We start from the raw sequence: 19,396 nt of genomic DNA on the forward strand, positions 1-19,396 counted from the left end.
GACGCACGCAGAGTGCTTGATCCCGCAGTGAGGCAGGTTAAAATCTCGCGGTTTTGGGACATCTCTAAATAAATTGTGCGGGATCACGACAATGAAAAAAGTGGCATTAATGGGCTTAGGCCTGATGGTTATCTCTTCGGCGGCTAACGCCATCAGCTTTAACGGCTCGGCGGGTCAGGATTACACCCACCTGGGCTTTGGCCTGGGTACGGAAACCTCCGGCCTGGCAATGACCGGCGGCTGGACGCATAACGATGACGACGGCGATGCGGCTAGCCTTGGCCTCGGTCTGAACGTTCCGCTGGGCCCGTTCCTGGCGACCGTTGGCGGTAAAGGCATTTACACCAACCCGAACGACGGCGATGAAGGCTACGCGGCGGCAGTGGGCGGCGGCCTGCAGTGGAAAATCGGCGACAGCTTCGGCCTGTTCGGCGAGTACTACTACTCTCCGGATTCGCTCTCCAGCGGCATCGAAAGCTATGAAGAAGCCAACGCCGGTGCGCGCTGGACCATCATGCGTCCAATCACCATTGAAGCGGGCTATCGTTACCTGAACCTTGCCGGTAAAGACGGCAACCGCGACAACGCGCTGGCCGACGGCCCGTACGTGGGCGTGAGCGCAGGCTTCTAATCTCTCCGGCGCGGCGTTCCGTCGCGCCTGTTTCTCTTCTCCCTTGTTCCATATGCGTTATAGTGTTTTGACCATAGAAGTGGGAGAACACAATGATAAACGTGGAAATGCTATCCACTGGCGACGAAGTGCTGCATGGGCAAATTATTGACACCAATGCCGCCTGGCTGGCCGATCTATTCTTTGAGCAAGGATTACCCTTAACGCGCCGCAACACCGTGGGCGACAATCTTGAATCACTGGTGAACATTCTTCGCGAGCGCAGCGAGCACTGCGACGTGCTGATTGTGAACGGCGGGCTTGGCCCGACCAGCGATGATTTGAGCGCCCTGGCCGCCGCCACCGCCAAAGGCGAAGGGCTGGTGCTCCATGAGGAGTGGCTGGCGCAGATGGAGCGCTTCTTCTCCGGGCGCGGCCGGGTGATGGCGCCGAGCAACCGCAAGCAGGCCGAAATACCTGCCAGCGCCGAGCTTATCGACAACCCTGTCGGCACCGCCTGCGGCTTTGCCGTCCAGCTGAACCGCTGCCTGATGTTCTTCACGCCGGGCGTGCCGTCTGAATTTAAGGTGATGGTTGAGCAGCAGATCCTGCCGCGCCTTCGCCAGCGCTTTACGCTGCCTGAACCGCCGCTGTGCCTGCGTCTGACCACCTTTGGCCGCTCGGAAAGCGATCTGGCCCAGAGCCTGGATCACCTCCCGCTGCCGCCGGGCGTTTCGATGGGCTATCGCTCCTCCATGCCGATTATCGAGCTCAAGCTGACCGGCCCGGCGACGCAGAAAGCCGCCATGCTGGCGCTGTGGCCGGAAGTCCAGCGCGTGGCGGGCGAGAGCCTGATTTTCGAAGGAACGGAAGGACTGCCCGCGCAGATCGCGCAGCGCCTTCAGTCGCGTCAGCTGAGCGTCACCTTAAGCGAACAGTTCACCGGCGGCCTGCTGGCGCTGCAGCTTTCGCGTGCCGGCGCGCCGCTGCTGGCCAGCGAAGTGGTGCCGTTCCAGCAGGAGACGCTGGCGCAGACCGCGCGCTGGGCGTCCGAGCGCAGAGTGAAGCATTTCGCCGGGCTGGCGCTGGCCGTTGGCGGCGTGGATGATGAACACCTTAATTTTGCCCTTGCGACGCCGGAAGGCACGCATGCGCTGCGGGTGAAGATGAGTATCACCCGCCACAGCGTGGCGGTGCGCCAGGAAGTGTGTGCGATGATGGCGCTCAACATGCTGCGCCGCTGGCTGAACGGTAAAGAGGTCGCCAGCGAGCACGGCTGGATTAACGTGGTGGAATCATTGTTCGTTGAGTGATCCGTTTGCCGGGGCGGTCGCCCCGGCAACCTTTAGCCCAGCGCCTTCGCCAGCAGCGTTATCGGGTGTTCGCAGCGCTTGCTGGTGGACATCTCAATCTGCCATTTGCAGGTTTCACAGTCGGTCACCACGATATCCGCGCCGCTCTCCTCAATCTGCCTGAACAGCGGTGCGCCAATCGCCTGCGAGGTTTCGTAGTTTTCCCTCTTGAAGCCGTAGGTGCCCGCAATGCCGCAGCAGCGCGAGTCCAGCACCGTCAGCTCCAGCCCCGGAATAAGCCGCAGCAGCTCCAGCGTATAGAGCGACCAGCCCATCTTTTCCATGTGGCACGGCGTGTGATAGACCACTTTAAGCGGTAACGCCTTCAGCGGTAACGTTTTTCCGCCGTCCAGCCTGCGCCACAGGAAGCGCGTCGCCAGCTCGATATGTTCGCGCAGGCCGGTGTTATCCACGTCCAGCAGGTGCGGATATTCATCGCGCAGCGTAAAGGTGCAGGTGGATGAGGTGGCCAGTACCGGTATCCCCCTGTCGACGATGGCCTCGCGCAGCGACGAGACGTTAGTTTTCGCCTGCTTACGCGCTTTCTCGGTAAATCCGTTGGCAATCAGCGGCACGCCGCAGCACTTCTCCTTGCTGAGCAGCTGTACGCCCGTGCCCATCGCGTTCAGCACCTTCAGCAGGTCTTTGCCCAGCTGCGGATGGTTGTAGTTTACGTAGCAGCCGTGGAAGAAGGCCACCCGATCGGCAAACTGCGCCTGTTCCGTCGCCACGGATTTATACCAGCGGCGGAAGGTGCCGTGGGAATATTTCGGCAGGCTGCGGTGATGGTCGATTTTAAGCGCGGCATCCAGCAGCCGGCGCACCGGCTTGAGTGACGTTGCGGCATTCACCAGCGGGGCAAACGGCGTTGAGACGCTGCCCATTAGGTCGGTATGGCTCAGGATCGCATCGCGCAATGAGGGTTTCTGCGTGCCGTAGCGCGCGCGGGCGCGCTGGATGATATCGCCGATTTTAACATCCGACGGGCAGGCCACTTCGCAGCGTTTGCAGTTGATGCAGTACTTCAGCGCCTCGTCGTACAGCTTGCCGTCCTTCAGACGCAGGCGCTCACCGTCCGGCCCCGCCTGTTTCGGGCCAGGGTAGCGCGGGTTCACGCCGCTAACCGGGCAGACGGTGGTGCAGACCGTGCATTTGATGCAGCTTTCAAAACGGGTATCGTTCACTGTTGTGCCTCCGTGCGCTGGATAATCTGCTCTGCCACGTGGAGCGCCGTCACCGCGCAAACGCCGCCGCCGCAGCCCTGCGCGATGGGATCGTAGCCGCCCAGAATCGAGCCGATGGCGTAGAGATTGTCGACCCTGGTTCCTGCGAGCCGCGGGTGCAGAAGGTTATCGACGATAACGCCGAACTGCTGCCAGGGCTGCGGGGTGAAGAAATCACTCTGATACCAGTCCGCGCGCGAGGCGCTTTGCCGGACGTCCAGCCCGAGGACCGCCTCCCGAATGCCTTCGCGGCTGCTGAGCAACCCGTTGCTGAAGAAGCTGCCGCTGGCCAGCACCGTATAGCGTGCCCGAAGGGGAATGTCGCCGTGGTTTCGCGTCCACACCTCACTGGCTTCTCCGCCGTTCAGCGTGATTTTTTTTACCTCGTCACCCGCCATCCACACGCCGCCCTGAGCTACAAACTGGCGCTGGAGCTGGGTATGAAGACGAATGCCCGGCACGGACGGAGGAAGCGTGGGGAGCAGGCCGAGCGTGCAGGGCAGGCGATCCGACAGCCAGCGCCAGAGGCGGTTGTCCGTCAGGCCAAAGCAGGCGGGCATAAACAGGGCGTCGCAGGTCTCGCTGAGCGGCTTAAGCGCCTCGTACAGCAGCGGCCATTTTTCCGCGTTATCCAGCAGGCGAGCGATGTTCACCGCACGAAACTCGCTGGGGTTTTCCCGCAGCACGTCCAGTTCGGGAAGCTCTATCTCTGCCGTATCGACCTCAACCCCCTGCTGGCGCAGCGAGGCGGCAGCCAGATGCGGCTGAAAATCGAGGAAACCGGCGATCCCCACTACCCGCACGCGGCTGGCGTTGAAGGGGGCTACGGGTACCTCTTCCGGGCTGAGCCACGCCGCGCGCAGGGTACCCAGCGGCGTAACGCGCTGGTGGTTTTGCCGGGCGTGGCCCTGCATCCTCGCGCCACAGTCGGCCAGCAAATTTTCGGTTTCTAAGGCGAAGCGGGTGACGTTTTTGATGCCCAGCAGGCTGTAGGGATGGTCTGCGGGGAGATCTTCCGGGCGCGAGGTGCCCAGCAGATCCAGTGAACCGGACGAGAAGTGCAGGGCGCTTTGGCCCCGGGTGACAATGGCGCAGCGCAGCCCCTGCTTCGTGAGCCGGATACCGCAGAGCAACCCCGCCAGCCCGCCGCCGATAATGACGGTATCAAATTTCATGATCTGTCTCCTTGTCCAGGCCGCAAAGCCCCTGGTAAACCCAACGGGTGAACTCGCTTTCTCGCAGGGCATCGCCCCAGGCGACGGGCTGAATACCTTTCCAGCGTTCATTCAGAAAATCGCTGAGCTGAGCAAGCGACTGGGTAGAGGTCGTGGCGTGAAAACGCTGCAATAGCCCGGCAGCACGGCAGGCGCACAGCTCGCCCTGGCAGGTCCCCATGCCGACGCGCGTGCGTCGACGGAGATCGAGCAGGTTATTCACCGTCAGATTTTCCACGGCGTATTGCACCTCACCGGCGGTCACGGCTTCGCATTCACACACCAGGCTGCGGCTCAGTCGCCCTTCGCCGAGCCACTGCGGCGTTCTGTCGCCGTGGCGGTAGATGGCGGAGCCGCGCAAAGGCGCGGGGAGCGAGATGATTTTTTGCAGCGTCTTCTCGGTGGACTGCCGCGAGCCGGGCAGCGGCTGTTCCGCCGTCACGCAGCGTTCGGTATTCCCCAGCTTGCGGCACGCGGCATCGGTCGCCCACTGTGCCATCAGGCGGTAGGTCATCAGCTTTCCGCCGGTGATGGTGATAAACCCGTCCATGCCGTCGCGCTCGGCGTGGTCAAGCAGCACGATCCCCCGGCTGACGTTGCGCCCGCTCGGATCGTTGTCGCTGGCAACCAGCGGACGTACGCCAGCGTAGGCGCGAAGAATGCGGGTCTGCGCCATTATCGGCGCCAGCTTTTCCCCTTCGCGCAGCAGGATGTCGACCTCTTCTGCCGTGACCCGGTTTTGGTCAATCTCGCTGTAGTCGACGTGGGTAGAGGTGGTGCCGATGAGCGAAATGGTATCGCCCGGCACCAGAATGTCGGCGTCGGACGGTTTGCGGCAGCGGTTGATCACGTGATTATTGATGCGGTGGTCGAGGATCAGCAGCGAGCCTTTGGCCGGGAACATGCGAATGGATAAGTCAGCGTATTCCGCGATGCGCTGCCCCCAAATGCCGGCGGCGTTAATGACGACGGCGGCAAACAGCTCGCTGTGTTCGTTGTACTGCGTATCAAAGACCCGTACGCCCCGGACTGTGCTGCCTTCGCGAATAAGCCCGGTGACCTCATGTCCGGTCAGTATGCGCGCGCCGTGCTCGCGGGCGTCCAGCATATTGGCGGCGGTCAGGCGGAAGGGGTCGACGGTGCCATCCGGGACTTTCACCGCGCCCGTCAGGGCTGGGTTAACGGAAGATTCAATCCGACGCGCCTGGGCAGGGTCAATGGCCTCAGCCTGAATACCGGCTGCGGTACAGGCGGTGATAAAGGTCGACTGAAACGACAGATCGTCCTCGGGGAGGGTAATGAACAGGCCGTCGGTCGGCTCAACGCAGTGGCGGGCGATGCGCTTGAGGATCTGATTTTCGGCAATACATTCGCGTGCGGATTCGCCGTCGGTGACCGCATAGCGCGCGCCGCTGTGTAGCAGGCCGTGATTGCGCCCGGTAGCACCCGTCGCAATATCATGGCGCTCCAGCAGCGTGACGCTTAAGCCCCTCAGGGCACAGTCACGCGCGATCCCGGCGCCGGTGGCACCACCGCCAATGATTATCACATCGCTGTAACGAGGATCGTGATGGGTCATTGTTTACCCTCTATGTTCGTTTTTTATCATTTAGCCACAGCAAAAGTGTGGTTTGTTTGATTTCGAACATAAACGCGCGCAATTCGAAAGTGAAACGTGATTTCATGCGCTTTTTTGCGCATTCTGTCATATTTCTGTAACAATCTGTGCGTTGATTCACAGTAACAATCGTCATGATTTCTTAACATCGCCGCCTCTGGAATTCAGGTGCGAGCCACCTGCCCACTCAATACAAGGCCACGGAGGCTGTTATGCTCAGTATCTTTAAACCTGCGCCGCACAGGGCGCGTCTGCCTGAGGCAGAAGTAGATCCGCTTTACCGCCGTCTGCGTTGGCAAATCTTCCTGGGGATTTTCTTCGGGTACGCGGCTTACTATCTGGTACGTAAAAACTTTGCTCTCGCCATGCCGTACCTGGTGGAGCAGGGCTTCTCCCGCGGCGATCTGGGCTTTGCGCTGTCGGGGATCTCTATCGCCTACGGTTTTTCCAAATTCATTATGGGCTCGGTGTCGGACCGTTCGAATCCGCGCGTGTTCCTGCCTGCCGGTTTGATCCTGGCGGCAGCGGTGATGCTGTTCATGGGCTTTGTGCCGTGGGCGACCTCCAGTATTGCGATCATGTTCGTGCTGCTGTTCCTCTGCGGCTGGTTCCAGGGGATGGGATGGCCGCCGTGCGGACGCACCATGGTGCACTGGTGGTCACAGAAAGAGCGTGGCGGCATTGTGTCGGTGTGGAACTGCGCCCATAACGTCGGCGGCGGTATTCCACCTCTGCTGTTCCTGCTGGGTATGGCCTGGTTTAACGACTGGAAGGCCGCACTCTATATGCCTGCCTTCGGCGCCATCGTCGTGGCAATTATCGCTTTCGCGCTGATGCGCGATACCCCGCAGTCGTGCGGCCTGCCGCCGATTGAAGAGTATAAAAACGACTATCCGGATGATTACAGCCAGGAGCACGAAGAAGAGCTGACGGCAAAACAGATCTTCATGAAGTACGTCCTGCCGAACAAGCTGCTGTGGTACATCGCGGTGGCGAACGTGTTCGTTTACCTGCTGCGCTACGGCATCCTCGACTGGTCACCAACCTACCTGAAAGAGGTCAAGCACTTCGCGCTGGATAAATCCTCCTGGGCGTACTTCCTGTACGAATATGCGGGTATTCCCGGCACGCTGCTCTGCGGCTGGATGTCGGACAAGGTGTTCAGGGGCAACCGCGGTGCGACGGGCGTGTTCTTTATGACGCTGGTGACCATTGCCACCGTCGTTTACTGGCTCAACCCGCCGGGTAACCCGGGTGTGGACATGGCCTGTATGATCGTTATCGGCTTCCTGATCTACGGTCCGGTGATGCTGATCGGCCTGCACGCGCTGGAGCTGGCACCGAAAAAAGCGGCAGGGACGGCGGCGGGCTTTACCGGTCTGTTCGGCTATCTCGGCGGTTCGGTCGCAGCAAGCGCCATCGTGGGCTATACCGTCGACTTCTTCGGCTGGGACGGCGGCTTTATGGTGATGATTGGCGGCAGCGTGCTGGCGGTGCTGCTGCTGATTGTCGTTATGATCGGTGAAAAACGCCATCACGCGGAAATTCAGGCGCGTCGTCAATAAGGAGCTTTACGATGAAACTGACTCAATTAGCGACCGGCCTGCTGCTGGCCGGCTTGATGACCGGCTCCGCGCTGGCGGCGGATAAAATCGTTATTGCCCACCGCGGCGCCAGCGGCTATCTGCCGGAGCACACGCTTCCGGCAAAAGCGATGGCCTATGCGCAGGGGGCGGATTATCTGGAGCAGGATCTGGTGATGACGAAGGACGATCGGCTGGTCGTCCTGCATGACCACTATCTTGACCGCGTAACGGACGTGGCGGAACGTTTCCCCGACCGCGCCCGCAAGGATGGCCGCTACTACGCCATCGACTTCACGCTGGCGGAGATCCGCTCCCTGAAGTTTACCGAAGGCTTCGAGATTGAAAACGGCAAGAAGGTGCAGGTCTATCCGGGGCGTTTCCCGATGGGCAAGTCCGACTTCCGCATTCACACCTTTGAAGAGGAGATTGAGTTTGTTCAGGGGCTGAACCACTCGACCGGTAAAAATATCGGTATCTATCCGGAAATCAAAGCGCCGTGGTTCCACCATCAGGAAGGGAAGGACATCGCGGCGAAAACCCTGGACGTGCTGAAACAGTACGGCTACACCAGCAAGCAGGACAAGGTTTATCTGCAGTGCTTTGACGCCGCCGAGCTGAAGCGCATTAAAACCGAGCTGGAGCCGAAGATGGGGATGAACCTCAATCTGGTGCAGCTGATCGCTTATACCGACTGGAATGAAACCCAGGAGAAGCAGCCGGACGGGAAGTGGGTTAACTACAGCTACGACTGGATGTTTAAGCCGGGCGCGATGAAGCAGATCGCGCAGTACGCGGACGGCATCGGGCCGGATTACCATATGCTGGTGGCGGAAGGCTCAACGCCGGGCCACGTGAAGCTGACGGCGATGGTGAAAGAGGCGCATGCCAGCAAGATGCAGGTGCATCCGTACACGGTGCGTGCAGACCAGCTGCCGGAGTATGCGACGGACGTGAACCAGCTTTACGACGTGCTGTATAACCAGGCGGGCGTGGACGGGTTGTTTACGGACTTCCCGGATAAAGCGGTAGAATTCATTCACCGGAAGTAGGTTTGGTAGGTCGGGTAAGGCGAAGCCGCCACCCGACAATCAGGCTCTGCGGCCTGGTGCCCTCACCCTAACCCTCTCCCACCGGGAGAGGGGATAAGGACAACATCACATCTCGATCTCTATATCGCCTTTTGCCCGGCAGCAGCAGGGCAAAATTTCCCCGTCGTTGATAAAGGCCAGCGGCTCGGTCAGCCAGTCTACCTGGCCTGCAACCAGACGGCAGCGGCATGAGCCGCAATAGCCTGAACGACACTGGTACTCAACCTCTACCTGATGCGCCTCAAGCGCCACCAGCAGAGAAGGGTGCTCTTCCCGACACAGTACCTCAGTGCCGGAAAGGCGTAGCGTCACGCGTGACATCAGAGCTGGAAGTCGCTCAGGTCGTCAGTGTTGACTTCAGAATCAATCTGACCCACCAGGTAAGAACTCACTTCCACTTCCTGCGGCGCCACCTGTACGTTATCGGACACCAGCCAGGTGTTGATCCACGGAATAGGGTTAGAGCGCGTCTGGAACGGCAGGTCGAGGCCGACCGCTTGCATGCGGATGTTGGTAATGTACTCCACGTACTGGCACAGAATGTCTTTGTTCAGGCCAATCATGGAGCCGTCGCGGAACAGGTAGTCTGCCCACTCTTTCTCCTGCTGAGCCGCCAGCACGAACAGGTCGTAGCACTCCTGCTTGCACTCTTCGGCGATTACCGCCATCTCCGGGTCGTCCGTACCGCTGCGCAGCAGGTTCAGCATGTGCTGAGTCCCGGTCAGGTGCAGGGCTTCGTCACGGGCGATCAGGCGAATGATTTTGGCGTTACCTTCCATCAGCTTGCGCTCGGCAAAGGCGAAGGAGCAGGCGAAACTCACGTAGAAGCGGATCGCTTCCAGCGCGTTCACGCTCATCAGGCACAGGTACAGCTGCTTTTTCAGCGCGCGCAGGTTCACGGTAACGCTTTTGCCGTTCACGTTGTGCGTGCCTTCACCCAGCAGATGCCAGTAGCTGGTCATCTCGATCAGCTCGTCGTAGTAGTGGGCAATGCCTTCCGCGCGCTTCTGGATCTGCTCGTTGGTGACGATATCGTCAAACACCACCGCCGGATCGTTCACGATATTGCGGATGATGTGGGTGTAAGAGCGGGAGTGGATCGTTTCAGAAAACGCCCAGGTTTCAACCCAGGTTTCCAGCTCAGGAATTGAAATCAGCGGCAGCAGCGCCACGTTCGGGCTGCGGCCCTGAATGGAGTCCAGCAGCGTCTGGTACTTCAGGTTGCTGAGGAAGATATGCTTTTCATGATCCGGCAGGGCCTGAAAATCGATGCGGTCGCGGGAAACGTCCACTTCTTCGGGGCGCCAGAAGAAGGAGAGTTGCTTTTCAATCAGCTTTTCGAAGATGTCATATTTTTGCTGATCGTAGCGTGCCACGTTGACCGGCTGGCCGAAGAACATCGGCTCTTTGAGCTGGTCGTTTTTCGTCTGTGAAAAGGTGGTGTATGCCATGAGTGTGTCCTGTGAGAGATTTTGTCAGTCGGGCAAACAAAATCGTAGGCCGGGTAAGCGTAGCGCCACCCGGCATTTACATTAGATCTTACATGCGCCGCTTTCGCAGCCATCGTCCTGAATTGACGGCACCATGTCGTCCTGCGCGTCTTCCGCACCGTCACGGGTGTTGTGATAGTACAGCGTTTTCACGCCAAACTTATAGGCGGTGAGCAGGTCTTTCAGCAGCTGCTGCATCGGTACCTTGCCGGACGGGAAGCGCGTCGGGTCGTAGTTGGTATTGGCAGAGATCGACTGGTCGATAAACTTCTGCATGATACCCACCAGCTGCAGGTAGCCGTCGTTGTTTGGCATTTCCCACAGCAGCTCGTAGTTGTTGCCCAGGGTTTCGTAATCCGGTACGACCTGGCGCAGCACGCCGTCTTTCGACGCTTTGATGCTGACGTGGCCGCGCGGTGGCTCGATACCGTTGGTGGCGTTGGAGATCTGCGAAGAGGTCTCGGACGGCATCAGGGCAGAGAGCGTGGAGTTACGCAGGCCGTGGGTCTTGATGGACTCACGCAGGCCTTCCCAGTCGAGGTGCAGCGGCTCGTTGACGATCGCATCCAGGTCTTTCTTGTAGGTGTCGATCGGCAGAATGCCTTTCGCGTAGGTGGTTTCGTTGAACCACGGGCACGCGCCTTGCTCTTTCGCCAGCTCGTTGGAGGCTTTCATCAGGTAGTACTGAATCGCTTCGAACGTCTGGTGGGTCAGGTTGTTGGCGCTGCCGTCAGAGTAACGCTTGCCGTTTTTCGCCAGCCAGTACGCGAAGTTGATCACGCCGATACCCAGGGTACGACGGCCCATTGCGCCGCGTTTTGCCGCCGGGATTGGGTAATCCTGGTAGTCCAGCAGGGCATCCAGTGCGCGAACCGCCAGCACCGCCAGCTCTTCCAGCTCGTCCAGGCTCTTGATCGCGCCAAGGTTGAACGCGGACAGCGTACACAGGGCGATTTCGCCGTTTTCGTCGTTTACGTCGTCCAGCGGTTTGGTCGGCAGGGCGATCTCGAGGCACAGGTTAGACTGGCGCACTGGCGCAACAACCGGATCAAACGGGCTGTGGGTGTTGCAGTGGTCCACGTTCTGGATGTAGATACGGCCGGTAGAGGCACGTTCCTGCATCATCAGGGAGAACAGGTCTACCGCCTTCACGCGCTGCTTGCGGATGCTGTCGTCTTTTTCGTATTTGGTGTACAGACGTTCGAACTCGTCCTGATCGGCAAAGAACGCGTCGTACAGGCCCGGGACGTCGGACGGGCTGAACAGGGTGATATCTTCCCCTTTCAGCAGACGGGTGTACATAAGCTTGTTGATCTGTACGCCGTAGTCCATGTGACGCACGCGGTTGCCTTCCACGCCGCGGTTGTTTTTCAGGACCAGCAGGCTTTCCACTTCCAGGTGCCACATCGGGTAGAACAGGGTCGCAGCACCGCCGCGCACGCCGCCCTGAGAGCAGGATTTTACTGCCGTCTGGAAGTGCTTGTAGAACGGGATACAGCCGGTGTGGAACGCTTCACCGCCGCGAATCGGGCTGCCCAGCGCACGGATGCGGCCGGCGTTGATGCCGATACCGGCACGCTGGGAAACGTATTTCACAATCGCGCTGGAGGTGGCGTTGATCGAGTCCAGGCTGTCGCCGCACTCGATCAGCACGCAGGAGCTGAACTGACGGGTTGGGGTACGCACGCCGGACATGATTGGCGTCGGCAGCGAAATTTTGAACGTCGAGACCGCATCATAGAAACGCTTCACGTATTCCAGACGGGTTTCACGCGGATAGTTAGAGAACAGGCAGGCGGCCACCAGAATATAGAGGAACTGAGCGCTCTCGTAGATTTCGCCCGTCACGCGGTTCTGAACCAGATATTTGCCTTCGAGCTGCTTCACCGCCGCGTAGGAGAAGTTCATGTCGCGCCAGTGATCGATAAACCCGTTCATCTGCTCGAACTCTTCTTCCGTATAGTCTTCCAGCAGATGCGTGTCGTATTTGCCCAGCTCAACCATTTTCACCACGTGATCGTGCAGCTTCGGCGGCTCAAACTGGCCGTAGGCTTTTTTACGCAGGTGGAAGATGGCCAGACGTGCGGCGAGGTACTGATAATCCGGTGCTTCGCGGGAGATAAGGTCCGCCGCTGCTTTAATGATCGTTTCGTGGATATCAGACGTTTTAATGCCGTCGTAGAACTGGATGTGGGATCGCAGCTCAACCTGGGAGATAGATACGTTGTTCAGTCCTTCTGCTGCCCAGTCGAGAACTCGATGGATTTTGTCCAGATTGATACGCTCGGTAGTACCGTCGCGCTTTGTCACCAGCAGACTCTGATTCATGTGGGTTTTTACCTGTCCGTGAAATAAAAAAATATCCCCCGTTTATCCACAGGCTCTGTGGATAAATACTACATATAGGGGTTTTACGATAAGATTAACGCAAGATGGTGAGTATTCTAGTATCGAATCATTTCAGTACAAGAGTTGATTTTGACGTTAAATTGAGGTTGTGAAAGGGTAAAAAAGCCTAAGTCCTCGTATCGTAAGGCCTGGACGACATGTCAATAATTTAGAAAAAAAATCTAAAATTTGATCGAGTGCTGATTTCTTCAACGAGAGGTCAAAATTGCGCAACATGATGCCGCGCAATCTTTATAAGAATAACGAATGACGTTAGTCGTTTTTGGCGGTTGTGTGCAACATATAGTTAACATCAACGCCCGGGGCGAGCTTGAATTTATCCGTCAAGGGATTGTAGTGCAGACCGGTGATGTGCTGCTCCTTGAGCCACGTCTGGTCAACCCAGCCTAACAGCTCGGCAGGCTTGATGAATTTCTTCACGTCGTGCGTGCCTTTCGGCACCATGCGCAGGACATACTCCGCGCCTACGACCGCCATCAGCCAGGCTTTGCCGTTGCGGTTGATGGTCGAGAAGAAGACCTGGCCGCCCGGTTTCACCAGTTTTGCACAGGCATTGACCACGGACTGCGGGTCGGGAACGTGTTCCAGCATCTCCATGCAGGTCACCACATCATACTGATGGGCGAATTTCGCCGCGTGCTCTTCTACGGTTTCCTGCACGTACTCCACCTGCACGCCGGATTCCAGAGCATGTAGCTGCGCAACCTGCAAAGGTTCAAAGCCCATATCCAACCCGGTGACCGTTGCCCCTTCGCGGGCCATACTCTCGGCCAGGATGCCGCCGCCGCAGCCGACGTCGAGCACTTTCTTACCGAACAGACCGCCGGAGCGCTCCGCGATATAGCCCAGACGCAGCGGGTTAATGCGGTGCAGCGGTTTGAACTCGCCTTCGAGATCCCACCAGCGGGACGCCACCGCTTCAAATTTGGCAATCTCTTCATGGTCAACGTTGTGAGCCACCGGGGATTTTTCGGCATTCATGAGCGCTTTTACTCCTTATTTAGCAAGACTTCGGAGTATATCAGCCCGCGCGGGTGAATAAAGCTTATTGGTTTACCTCAATCACCGCGGCTGTGTTATAATTTGCGACCTTTGAATCCGGGATACAGTAGAGGGATAGCGGTTAGATGAGCGACCTTGCGAGAGAAATTACACCGGTTAACATCGAGGAAGAGCTGAAGAGCTCCTATCTGGACTATGCGATGTCGGTCATTGTTGGCCGTGCGCTGCCGGACGTCCGCGATGGCCTTAAGCCGGTACACCGTCGCGTACTATACGCCATGAACGTATTGGGCAATGACTGGAATAAAGCCTATAAAAAATCTGCCCGCGTCGTGGGTGACGTCATCGGTAAATATCACCCGCATGGTGATACCGCCGTGTACGACACCATCGTCCGTATGGCACAGCCATTCTCCTTGCGTTACATGCTGGTAGATGGTCAGGGTAACTTTGGTTCTGTTGACGGCGACTCCGCGGCGGCGATGCGTTATACGGAAATCCGTATGTCGAAAATCGCTCATGAGCTGATGGCCGACCTGGAAAAAGAGACCGTTGATTTCGTCGATAACTACGACGGCACCGAGCGAATCCCTGATGTTATGCCAACCAAGATCCCGAACCTGTTAGTCAACGGTTCGTCCGGTATCGCGGTAGGTATGGCAACCAACATTCCGCCGCACAACATCACCGAAGTGATCAACGGCTGCCTGGCCTATATCGACGATGAAGAGATCAGCATTGAAGGGCTGATGGAACACATCCCGGGTCCGGACTTCCCAACGGCGGCGATCATCAACGGTCGTCGTGGTATTGAAGAAGCGTACCGCACCGGTCGCGGCAAGATTTATATCCGTGCCCGCGCGGAAGTGGAAGCGGACGCCAAAACCGGCCGCGAGACCATTATTGTTCACGAGATCCCGTATCAGGTGAACAAGGCTCGACTGATTGAAAAAATCGCCGAGCTGGTAAAAGAAAAACGTGTTGAGGGTATCAGCGCGCTGCGCGACGAGTCTGACAAAGACGGCATGCGCATCGTGATTGAAATCAAACGCGACGCGGTGGGCGAGGTTGTGCTGAACAACCTGTACTCCCAGACTCAGCTTCAGGTCTCCTTCGGCATCAACATGGTTGCGCTGCACCATGGCCAGCCGAAGATCATGAACCTGAAAGAGATCCTGAGCGCGTTCGTGCGTCACCGCCGTGAAGTGGTGACCCGTCGTACTATTTTCGAACTGCGCAAAGCGCGCGACCGTGCGCACATCCTTGAAGCACTGGCCGTTGCGCTGGCAAACATCGACCCGATTATCGAGCTGATTCGCCGTGCACCGACCCCTGCGGAAGCGAAGGCCGGGTTAGTGGCGCGTCCTTGGGCGCTGGGTAACGTTTCTGCGATGCTCGAACGTGCGGGCGATGATGCCGCGCGTCCTGAGTGGCTGGAACCTGAATTCGGCGTGCGCGACGGTCAGTACTACCTGACGGAACAGCAGGCCCAGGCGATTCTGGATCTGCGTCTGCAGAAGCTGACCGGCCTTGAGCACGAAAAACTGCTCGACGAATACAAAGAGCTGCTGGAACAGATTGCTGAGCTGCTGCATATCCTGGGTAGCGCAGAGCGTCTGATGGAAGTGATCCGCGAAGAGCTGGAACTGGTCCGCGATCAGTTCGGTGACGAGCGTCGCACCGAAATCACCGCAAACAGCTCTGATATCAACATTGAAGACCTGATCAACCGTGAAGACGTGGTGGTTACCCTGTCTCACCAGGGCTATGTGAAGTATCAGCCGCTGACCGACTACGAAGCACAGCGCCGTGGCGGTAAAGGCAAATCTGCAGCACGTATCAAAGAAGAAGACTTTATTGACCGCCTGCTGGTGGCAAACACCCATGACACGATCCTCTGCTTCTCAAGCCGCGGCCGTCTGTACTGGATGAAGGTCTACCAGCTGCCGGAAGCGAGCCGTGGCGCGCGTGGTCGTCCGATCGTTAACCTGCTGCCGCTGGAAGCGAACGAACGTATCACCGCCATCCTGCCGGTACGCGAGTACGAAGAGGGCGTGAACGTCTTTATGGCGACCGCCAGCGGTACCGTGAAGAAAACCGCGCTGACCGAGTTCAGCCGTCCGCGTTCGGCCGGTATTATCGCTGTTAACCTGAACGAAGGCGACGAGCTGATTGGCGTCGATCTGACCTCCGGTTCGGACGAAGTGATGCTGTTCTCTGCCGCCGGTAAGGTGGTGCGCTTTAAAGAGAATGCAGTGCGCGCAATGGGCCGTACGGCGACCGGCGTTCGCGGCATCAAGCTGGCGGGTGAAGACGCCGTTGTCTCCCTGATCGTTCCGCGCGGTGAAGGTGCAATCCTGACCGTTACGCAGAATGGCTACGGTAAACGTACGGCAGAAAGCGAGTATCCGACCAAGTCTCGCGGCACCCAGGGCGTTATCTCTATCAAAGTGACCGAGCGCAACGGCTCCGTTGTGGGCGCGGTTCAGGTAGACGATGCTGACCAGATCATGATGATCACCGATGCCGGTACGCTGGTGCGTACGCGCGTGTCTGAGATCAGCGTGGTTGGCCGTAACACCCAGGGCGTTATCCTCATCCGTACCGCGGAAGATGAAAACGTTGTGGGTCTGCAGCGCGTTGCTGAGCCGGTGGATGATGAAGAACTCGACTCTATAGACGGTAGCGTAGCGGAAGGCGATGATGAGATCGCGCCGGAAGCGGACACCGACGACGAAGCAGCGGATGACGCTGACGAGTAATATCTCCTGATGCAAAAAGGGCCGGTTTCCGGCCCTTTTCTTTTGCAGATGCAGATACATGAACGTTGCGACCTGGCGCGTTTACCGCTACCTTAACCACATTCTTTTTACCCCCGACGGCGGAGCCTCGCCCCCTTGAAATACCTCGTCTCCTTTCGTACCACGCTGAAAGTCTCTCGCTATCTGTTTCGGGCGCTGGCGCTCCTGCTCTGGTTACTGGTCGCTCTGTTCTCGGTGTTTTACATCGTCAACGCGTTACACCAGAAAGAAGCGGAGATCCGTCAGGAATTTAACCTCAGCTCCGATCAGGCCCAGCGCTATATTCAGCGAACGTCTGACGTAATGAAGGAGCTGAAGTACATTGCCGAAAACCGGCTGACCGCGGAGAACGGCATTCTTGCCATCCGCGGGCGCAATGATAAAACGGAAGTGCCCGATTTTGAGCCGCTGTTCCCGGATTCTGACTGCTCGGCGATGGGCAACACCTGGCGCGGCTCGCTGGAATCGCTGGCGTGGTTCATGCGCTACTGGCGTGACAACTTCTCCGCCGCCTATGACCTGAACCGCGTCTACCTTATTGGCAGTGAAAACCTCTGCATGGCCGATTTCGGCCTGCGTGATATGCCCATCGAACGTGATGACGCGCTGAAAAGCCTGCACGAGCGCATTGTGAAGTACCGTAATGCTCCGCAGGACGAGCGCGGCAATAACATTTTCTGGATAAGCCAGGGGCCGCGCATGGGCGTCGGTTACTTCTATGCACTCACGCCGGTCTATCTGGGCAATCGCCTGCAGGCGCTGCTGGGAATTGAACAGACTATCCGCATGGAGAACTTCTTCACGCCGGGCAGCCTGCCGATGGGCGTGACTATCCTCGATGAAAACGGCCATACGCTCATTTCTCTTACCGGCCCGGAAAACCGGCTGAAGGTTGATCCGCACTGGATGCAGGAGCGTTCATGGTTTGGCTATACCTCGGGCTTCCGCGAGCTGGTGCTAAAGAAAAGCTTACCGCCATCGTCTCTGAGTATTGTCTACTCCCTGCCGGTGGACGTGGTGCTGGAACGCATTCGCATCCTGATCCTCAACGCAATTTTGCTGAATATCGCGGTAGGCGTTGTGCTGTTTATGCTGGCGCGGATGTATGAGCGGCGGATATTTATCCCTGCGGAGGCGGATGCCCAAAGGCTGGAAGAGCACGAGCAGTTTAACCGCAAAATTGTTGCCTCAGCGCCGGTGGGGATCTGTATCCTGCGCACCCAGGACGGCACCAATATCCTCAGCAACGAGCTGGCGCACAACTATCTGAACATGCTGACGCATGAGGACCGCCAGCGGCTCACGCAGATTATCTGCGGGCAGCAGGTTAACTTTGTCGACGTGCTGACCAGCACCCACACCAACCTGCAGATAAGCTTTGTGCATTCGCGCTATCGCAATGAAAACGTAGCGATTTGCGTACTGGTTGACGTCTCCGCGCGCGTGAAGATGGAAGAGTCCTTACAGGAGATGGCGCAGGCCGCCGAACAGGCCAGCCAGTCGAAATCCATGTTCCTTGCGACCGTGAGCCATGAGCTGCGTACGCCGCTTTATGGGATCATCGGGAACCTCGATCTGCTGCAGACCAAAGAGCTGCCGAAAGGGGTCGATCGTCTGGTGACGGCGATGAACAACTCTTCAAGCCTGCTGCTGAAAATCATCAGCGATATTCTCGACTTCTCTAAAATTGAGTCCGAGCAGCTGAAAATCGAGCCGCGCGAGTTCTCTCCGCGCGAGGTGATGAACCACATCAGCGCCAACTACATGCCGCTGGTCGTGCGTAAACAGCTGGGGCTGTACTGCTTTATCGAGCCGGATGTGCCGCTGACGCTGCAGGGCGACCCGATGCGCCTGCAGCAGGTCATCTCTAACCTGCTCAGCAACGCCATCAAATTCACCGATATCGGCTGCATTGTGCTGCACGTCTGTCGGGCAGGGGACTACCTGAGCATTCGCGTGCGTGATACCGGCGTGGGTATTCCTGCGAAGGAAGTGGTGCGCCTGTTTGACCCGTTCTTCCAGGTTGGGACCGGTGTGCAGCGTAATTTCCAGGGTACCGGGCTGGGTCTGGCGATTTGCGAAAAACTCATCAGCATGATGGACGGGGATATTTCCGTTGATACTGAACCCGGCATGGGCAGCCAGTTTACCATCCGAATTCCGCTCTATTCGGCACACTATCCGGCGAAAACGATCGTCGATGGGCTGAGCGACAAGCGCTGCTGGCTGGCGGTTCAGAATGCCTCCTTGCAGGATTTCCTGACGTCATTACTGACGAACAGCGGCCTGCGGGTGTCTCGCTATAGCGGCCAGACGCCGGGTGCTGACGATATGCTGATTACCGATGGCGAGCTGGAACAGGCGTGGACCGGCAGGGGCGTGGTGACGTTCTGCCGTCGTCATATCGGGATCCCGCTTGAGCGCGCGCCGGGTGAATGGGTACACAGCGTCGCGACGCCGCATGAGCTGTTAGGGCTGCTGGCGCGAATCTACAGCGTACCGCTGGAAGAGGGCGAGGGTGCCGCTGCGTTGCCGTCTCCGGATGCGCTGGCGTCATTGAACGACGATATGATGATTCTGGTGGTGGACGACCATCCGATTAACCGTCGACTTCTTGCCGACCAGCTTGGCTCGCTCGGCTATCAGTGTAAAACGGCCAACGACGGCGTGGATGCCCTGAACGTGCTGAGTAAAAACCACATTGATATTGTCCTCAGCGACGTGAATATGCCAAACATGGACGGCTACCGCCTGACGCAGCGTATTCGCCAGCTGGGGCTGACGCTGCCGGTTGTTGGCGTGACGGCAAATGCCCTGGCGGAAGAGAAACAGCGTTGTCTGGAGTCGGGTATGGACAGCTGTCTTTCGAAACCGGTGACGCTGGACGTTCTCAGGCAGACATTATCTATTTACGCGGATCGCGTGAGAAAAACCAGAATATAAAAAAGGCCCGCAAGGGCCTTTTACGCTTTTCTCCCTCTCCCAGTGTGAGAGGGGCGGGGT

13 protein-coding genes are annotated in these 19,396 nt (G+C 58.2%); 6 read left to right on the forward strand and 7 right to left on the reverse strand.

Annotation, left to right across the window (positions count from 1 at the left end):
• Window positions 1-91 precede the first annotated feature (91 nt).
• Both D5067_RS07325 and D5067_RS07330 read left to right on the forward strand, forming a co-directional pair.
• The gene (locus D5067_RS07325) at window positions 92-631 is read left to right on the forward strand and encodes a YfaZ family outer membrane protein (RefSeq protein ID WP_119937074.1); all 540 of its coding nucleotides are present in this window, start codon (window positions 92-94) and stop codon (window positions 629-631) included.
• Window positions 632-723: 92 nt separating this feature from the next.
• A complete protein-coding gene (locus D5067_RS07330) occupies window positions 724-1,923 on the forward strand; it encodes a nicotinamide mononucleotide deamidase-related protein YfaY (RefSeq protein ID WP_119937073.1) in 1,200 nt (399 codons plus the stop codon).
• Window positions 1,924-1,955: 32 nt separating this feature from the next.
• On the opposite strand, the gene glpC is transcribed toward D5067_RS07330, so the two are convergent.
• Genes glpC through glpA form a run of 3 tightly spaced genes read right to left on the reverse strand, consistent with a single transcriptional unit; the run spans window position 1,956 to window position 5,978 of the window.
• Window positions 1,956-3,146, reverse strand: a complete 1,191-nt coding sequence (gene glpC, locus D5067_RS07335) for an anaerobic glycerol-3-phosphate dehydrogenase subunit GlpC (RefSeq protein WP_119937072.1) — start codon at window positions 3,144-3,146, stop codon at window positions 1,956-1,958.
• Window positions 3,143-4,360 carry a glycerol-3-phosphate dehydrogenase subunit GlpB gene (gene glpB, locus D5067_RS07340; protein ID WP_119937071.1) on the reverse strand — a complete coding sequence of 406 codons (1,218 nt, stop codon included), beginning with the start codon at window positions 4,358-4,360 and terminating at the stop codon, window positions 3,143-3,145. The genes glpC and glpB overlap by 4 nt, the downstream gene beginning before the upstream one ends.
• Entirely contained in the window at window positions 4,350-5,978 is a 1,629-nt protein-coding gene (gene glpA, locus D5067_RS07345; protein WP_119937070.1) for an anaerobic glycerol-3-phosphate dehydrogenase subunit A, read from the reverse strand. The genes glpB and glpA overlap by 11 nt, the downstream gene beginning before the upstream one ends.
• Before the next feature lie 251 nt (window positions 5,979-6,229).
• Between glpA and glpT the strand changes: the two genes are divergently transcribed.
• Window positions 6,230-7,582, forward strand: coding sequence for a glycerol-3-phosphate transporter (gene glpT, locus D5067_RS07350; RefSeq protein WP_119937069.1), 1,353 nt, complete (start codon window positions 6,230-6,232; stop codon window positions 7,580-7,582).
• Window positions 7,583-7,593: 11 nt separating this feature from the next.
• Window positions 7,594-8,652, forward strand: a complete 1,059-nt coding sequence (gene glpQ, locus D5067_RS07355) for a glycerophosphodiester phosphodiesterase (RefSeq protein WP_119937068.1) — start codon at window positions 7,594-7,596, stop codon at window positions 8,650-8,652.
• Window positions 8,653-8,757: 105 nt separating this feature from the next.
• Here glpQ and yfaE read toward each other — a convergent pair whose 3' ends face one another.
• The 4 genes from yfaE to ubiG form a co-directional block, all read right to left on the reverse strand.
• Window positions 8,758-9,012: a class I ribonucleotide reductase maintenance protein YfaE gene (gene yfaE, locus D5067_RS07360; protein ID WP_119937067.1), complete on the reverse strand. Its 255-nt coding sequence runs from the start codon at window positions 9,010-9,012 to the stop codon at window positions 8,758-8,760.
• Window positions 9,012-10,142, reverse strand: a complete 1,131-nt coding sequence (gene nrdB / locus D5067_RS07365) for a class Ia ribonucleoside-diphosphate reductase subunit beta (protein ID WP_119937066.1) — start codon at window positions 10,140-10,142, stop codon at window positions 9,012-9,014. Before nrdB ends, yfaE begins: the two co-directional genes overlap by 1 nt.
• Window positions 10,143-10,223: 81 nt before the next feature.
• Window positions 10,224-12,509, reverse strand: coding sequence for a class 1a ribonucleoside-diphosphate reductase subunit alpha (gene nrdA / locus D5067_RS07370; RefSeq protein ID WP_119937065.1), 2,286 nt, complete (start codon window positions 12,507-12,509; stop codon window positions 10,224-10,226).
• A 333-nt stretch (window positions 12,510-12,842) separates the two neighbouring features.
• Entirely contained in the window at window positions 12,843-13,571 is a 729-nt protein-coding gene (gene ubiG, locus D5067_RS07375) for a bifunctional 2-polyprenyl-6-hydroxyphenol methylase/3-demethylubiquinol 3-O-methyltransferase UbiG (protein ID WP_119937064.1), read from the reverse strand.
• A gap of 146 nt (window positions 13,572-13,717) precedes the next feature.
• On the opposite strand from ubiG, the gene gyrA reads away from it, so the two are divergent.
• Together gyrA and rcsC are read left to right on the forward strand one after the other, a co-directional pair.
• The gene (gyrA, locus tag D5067_RS07380) at window positions 13,718-16,354 is read left to right on the forward strand and encodes a DNA topoisomerase (ATP-hydrolyzing) subunit A (protein ID WP_119937063.1); all 2,637 of its coding nucleotides are present in this window, start codon (window positions 13,718-13,720) and stop codon (window positions 16,352-16,354) included.
• Between the two features lie 135 nt (window positions 16,355-16,489).
• Window positions 16,490-19,336: a two-component system sensor histidine kinase RcsC gene (gene rcsC / locus D5067_RS07385; RefSeq protein ID WP_119937061.1), complete on the forward strand. Its 2,847-nt coding sequence runs from the start codon at window positions 16,490-16,492 to the stop codon at window positions 19,334-19,336.
• The last annotated feature ends 60 nt before the right edge of the window (window positions 19,337-19,396 follow it).

Source organism: Enterobacter huaxiensis, from assembly GCF_003594935.2.
Lineage (GTDB): Bacteria > Pseudomonadota > Gammaproteobacteria > Enterobacterales > Enterobacteriaceae > Enterobacter > Enterobacter huaxiensis.

Coding starts and splice junctions, on each gene's coding strand:
- glpB (WP_119937071.1), bottom strand. CDS start 4,360: ATGAAATTTGATACCGTCATTATCGGCGGCGGGCTGGCGGGGTTGCTC.
- glpQ (WP_119937068.1), top strand. CDS start 7,594: ATGAAACTGACTCAATTAGCGACCGGCCTGCTGCTGGCCGGCTTGATG.
- nrdA (WP_119937065.1), bottom strand. CDS start 12,509: ATGAATCAGAGTCTGCTGGTGACAAAGCGCGACGGTACTACCGAGCGT.
- glpT (WP_119937069.1), top strand. CDS start 6,230: ATGCTCAGTATCTTTAAACCTGCGCCGCACAGGGCGCGTCTGCCTGAG.
- D5067_RS07330 (WP_119937073.1), top strand. CDS start 724: ATGATAAACGTGGAAATGCTATCCACTGGCGACGAAGTGCTGCATGGG.
- D5067_RS07325 (WP_119937074.1), top strand. CDS start 92: ATGAAAAAAGTGGCATTAATGGGCTTAGGCCTGATGGTTATCTCTTCG.
- nrdB (WP_119937066.1), bottom strand. CDS start 10,142: ATGGCATACACCACCTTTTCACAGACGAAAAACGACCAGCTCAAAGAG.
- ubiG (WP_119937064.1), bottom strand. CDS start 13,571: ATGAATGCCGAAAAATCCCCGGTGGCTCACAACGTTGACCATGAAGAG.
- glpA (WP_119937070.1), bottom strand. CDS start 5,978: ATGACCCATCACGATCCTCGTTACAGCGATGTGATAATCATTGGCGGT.
- yfaE (WP_119937067.1), bottom strand. CDS start 9,012: ATGTCACGCGTGACGCTACGCCTTTCCGGCACTGAGGTACTGTGTCGG.
- gyrA (WP_119937063.1), top strand. CDS start 13,718: ATGAGCGACCTTGCGAGAGAAATTACACCGGTTAACATCGAGGAAGAG.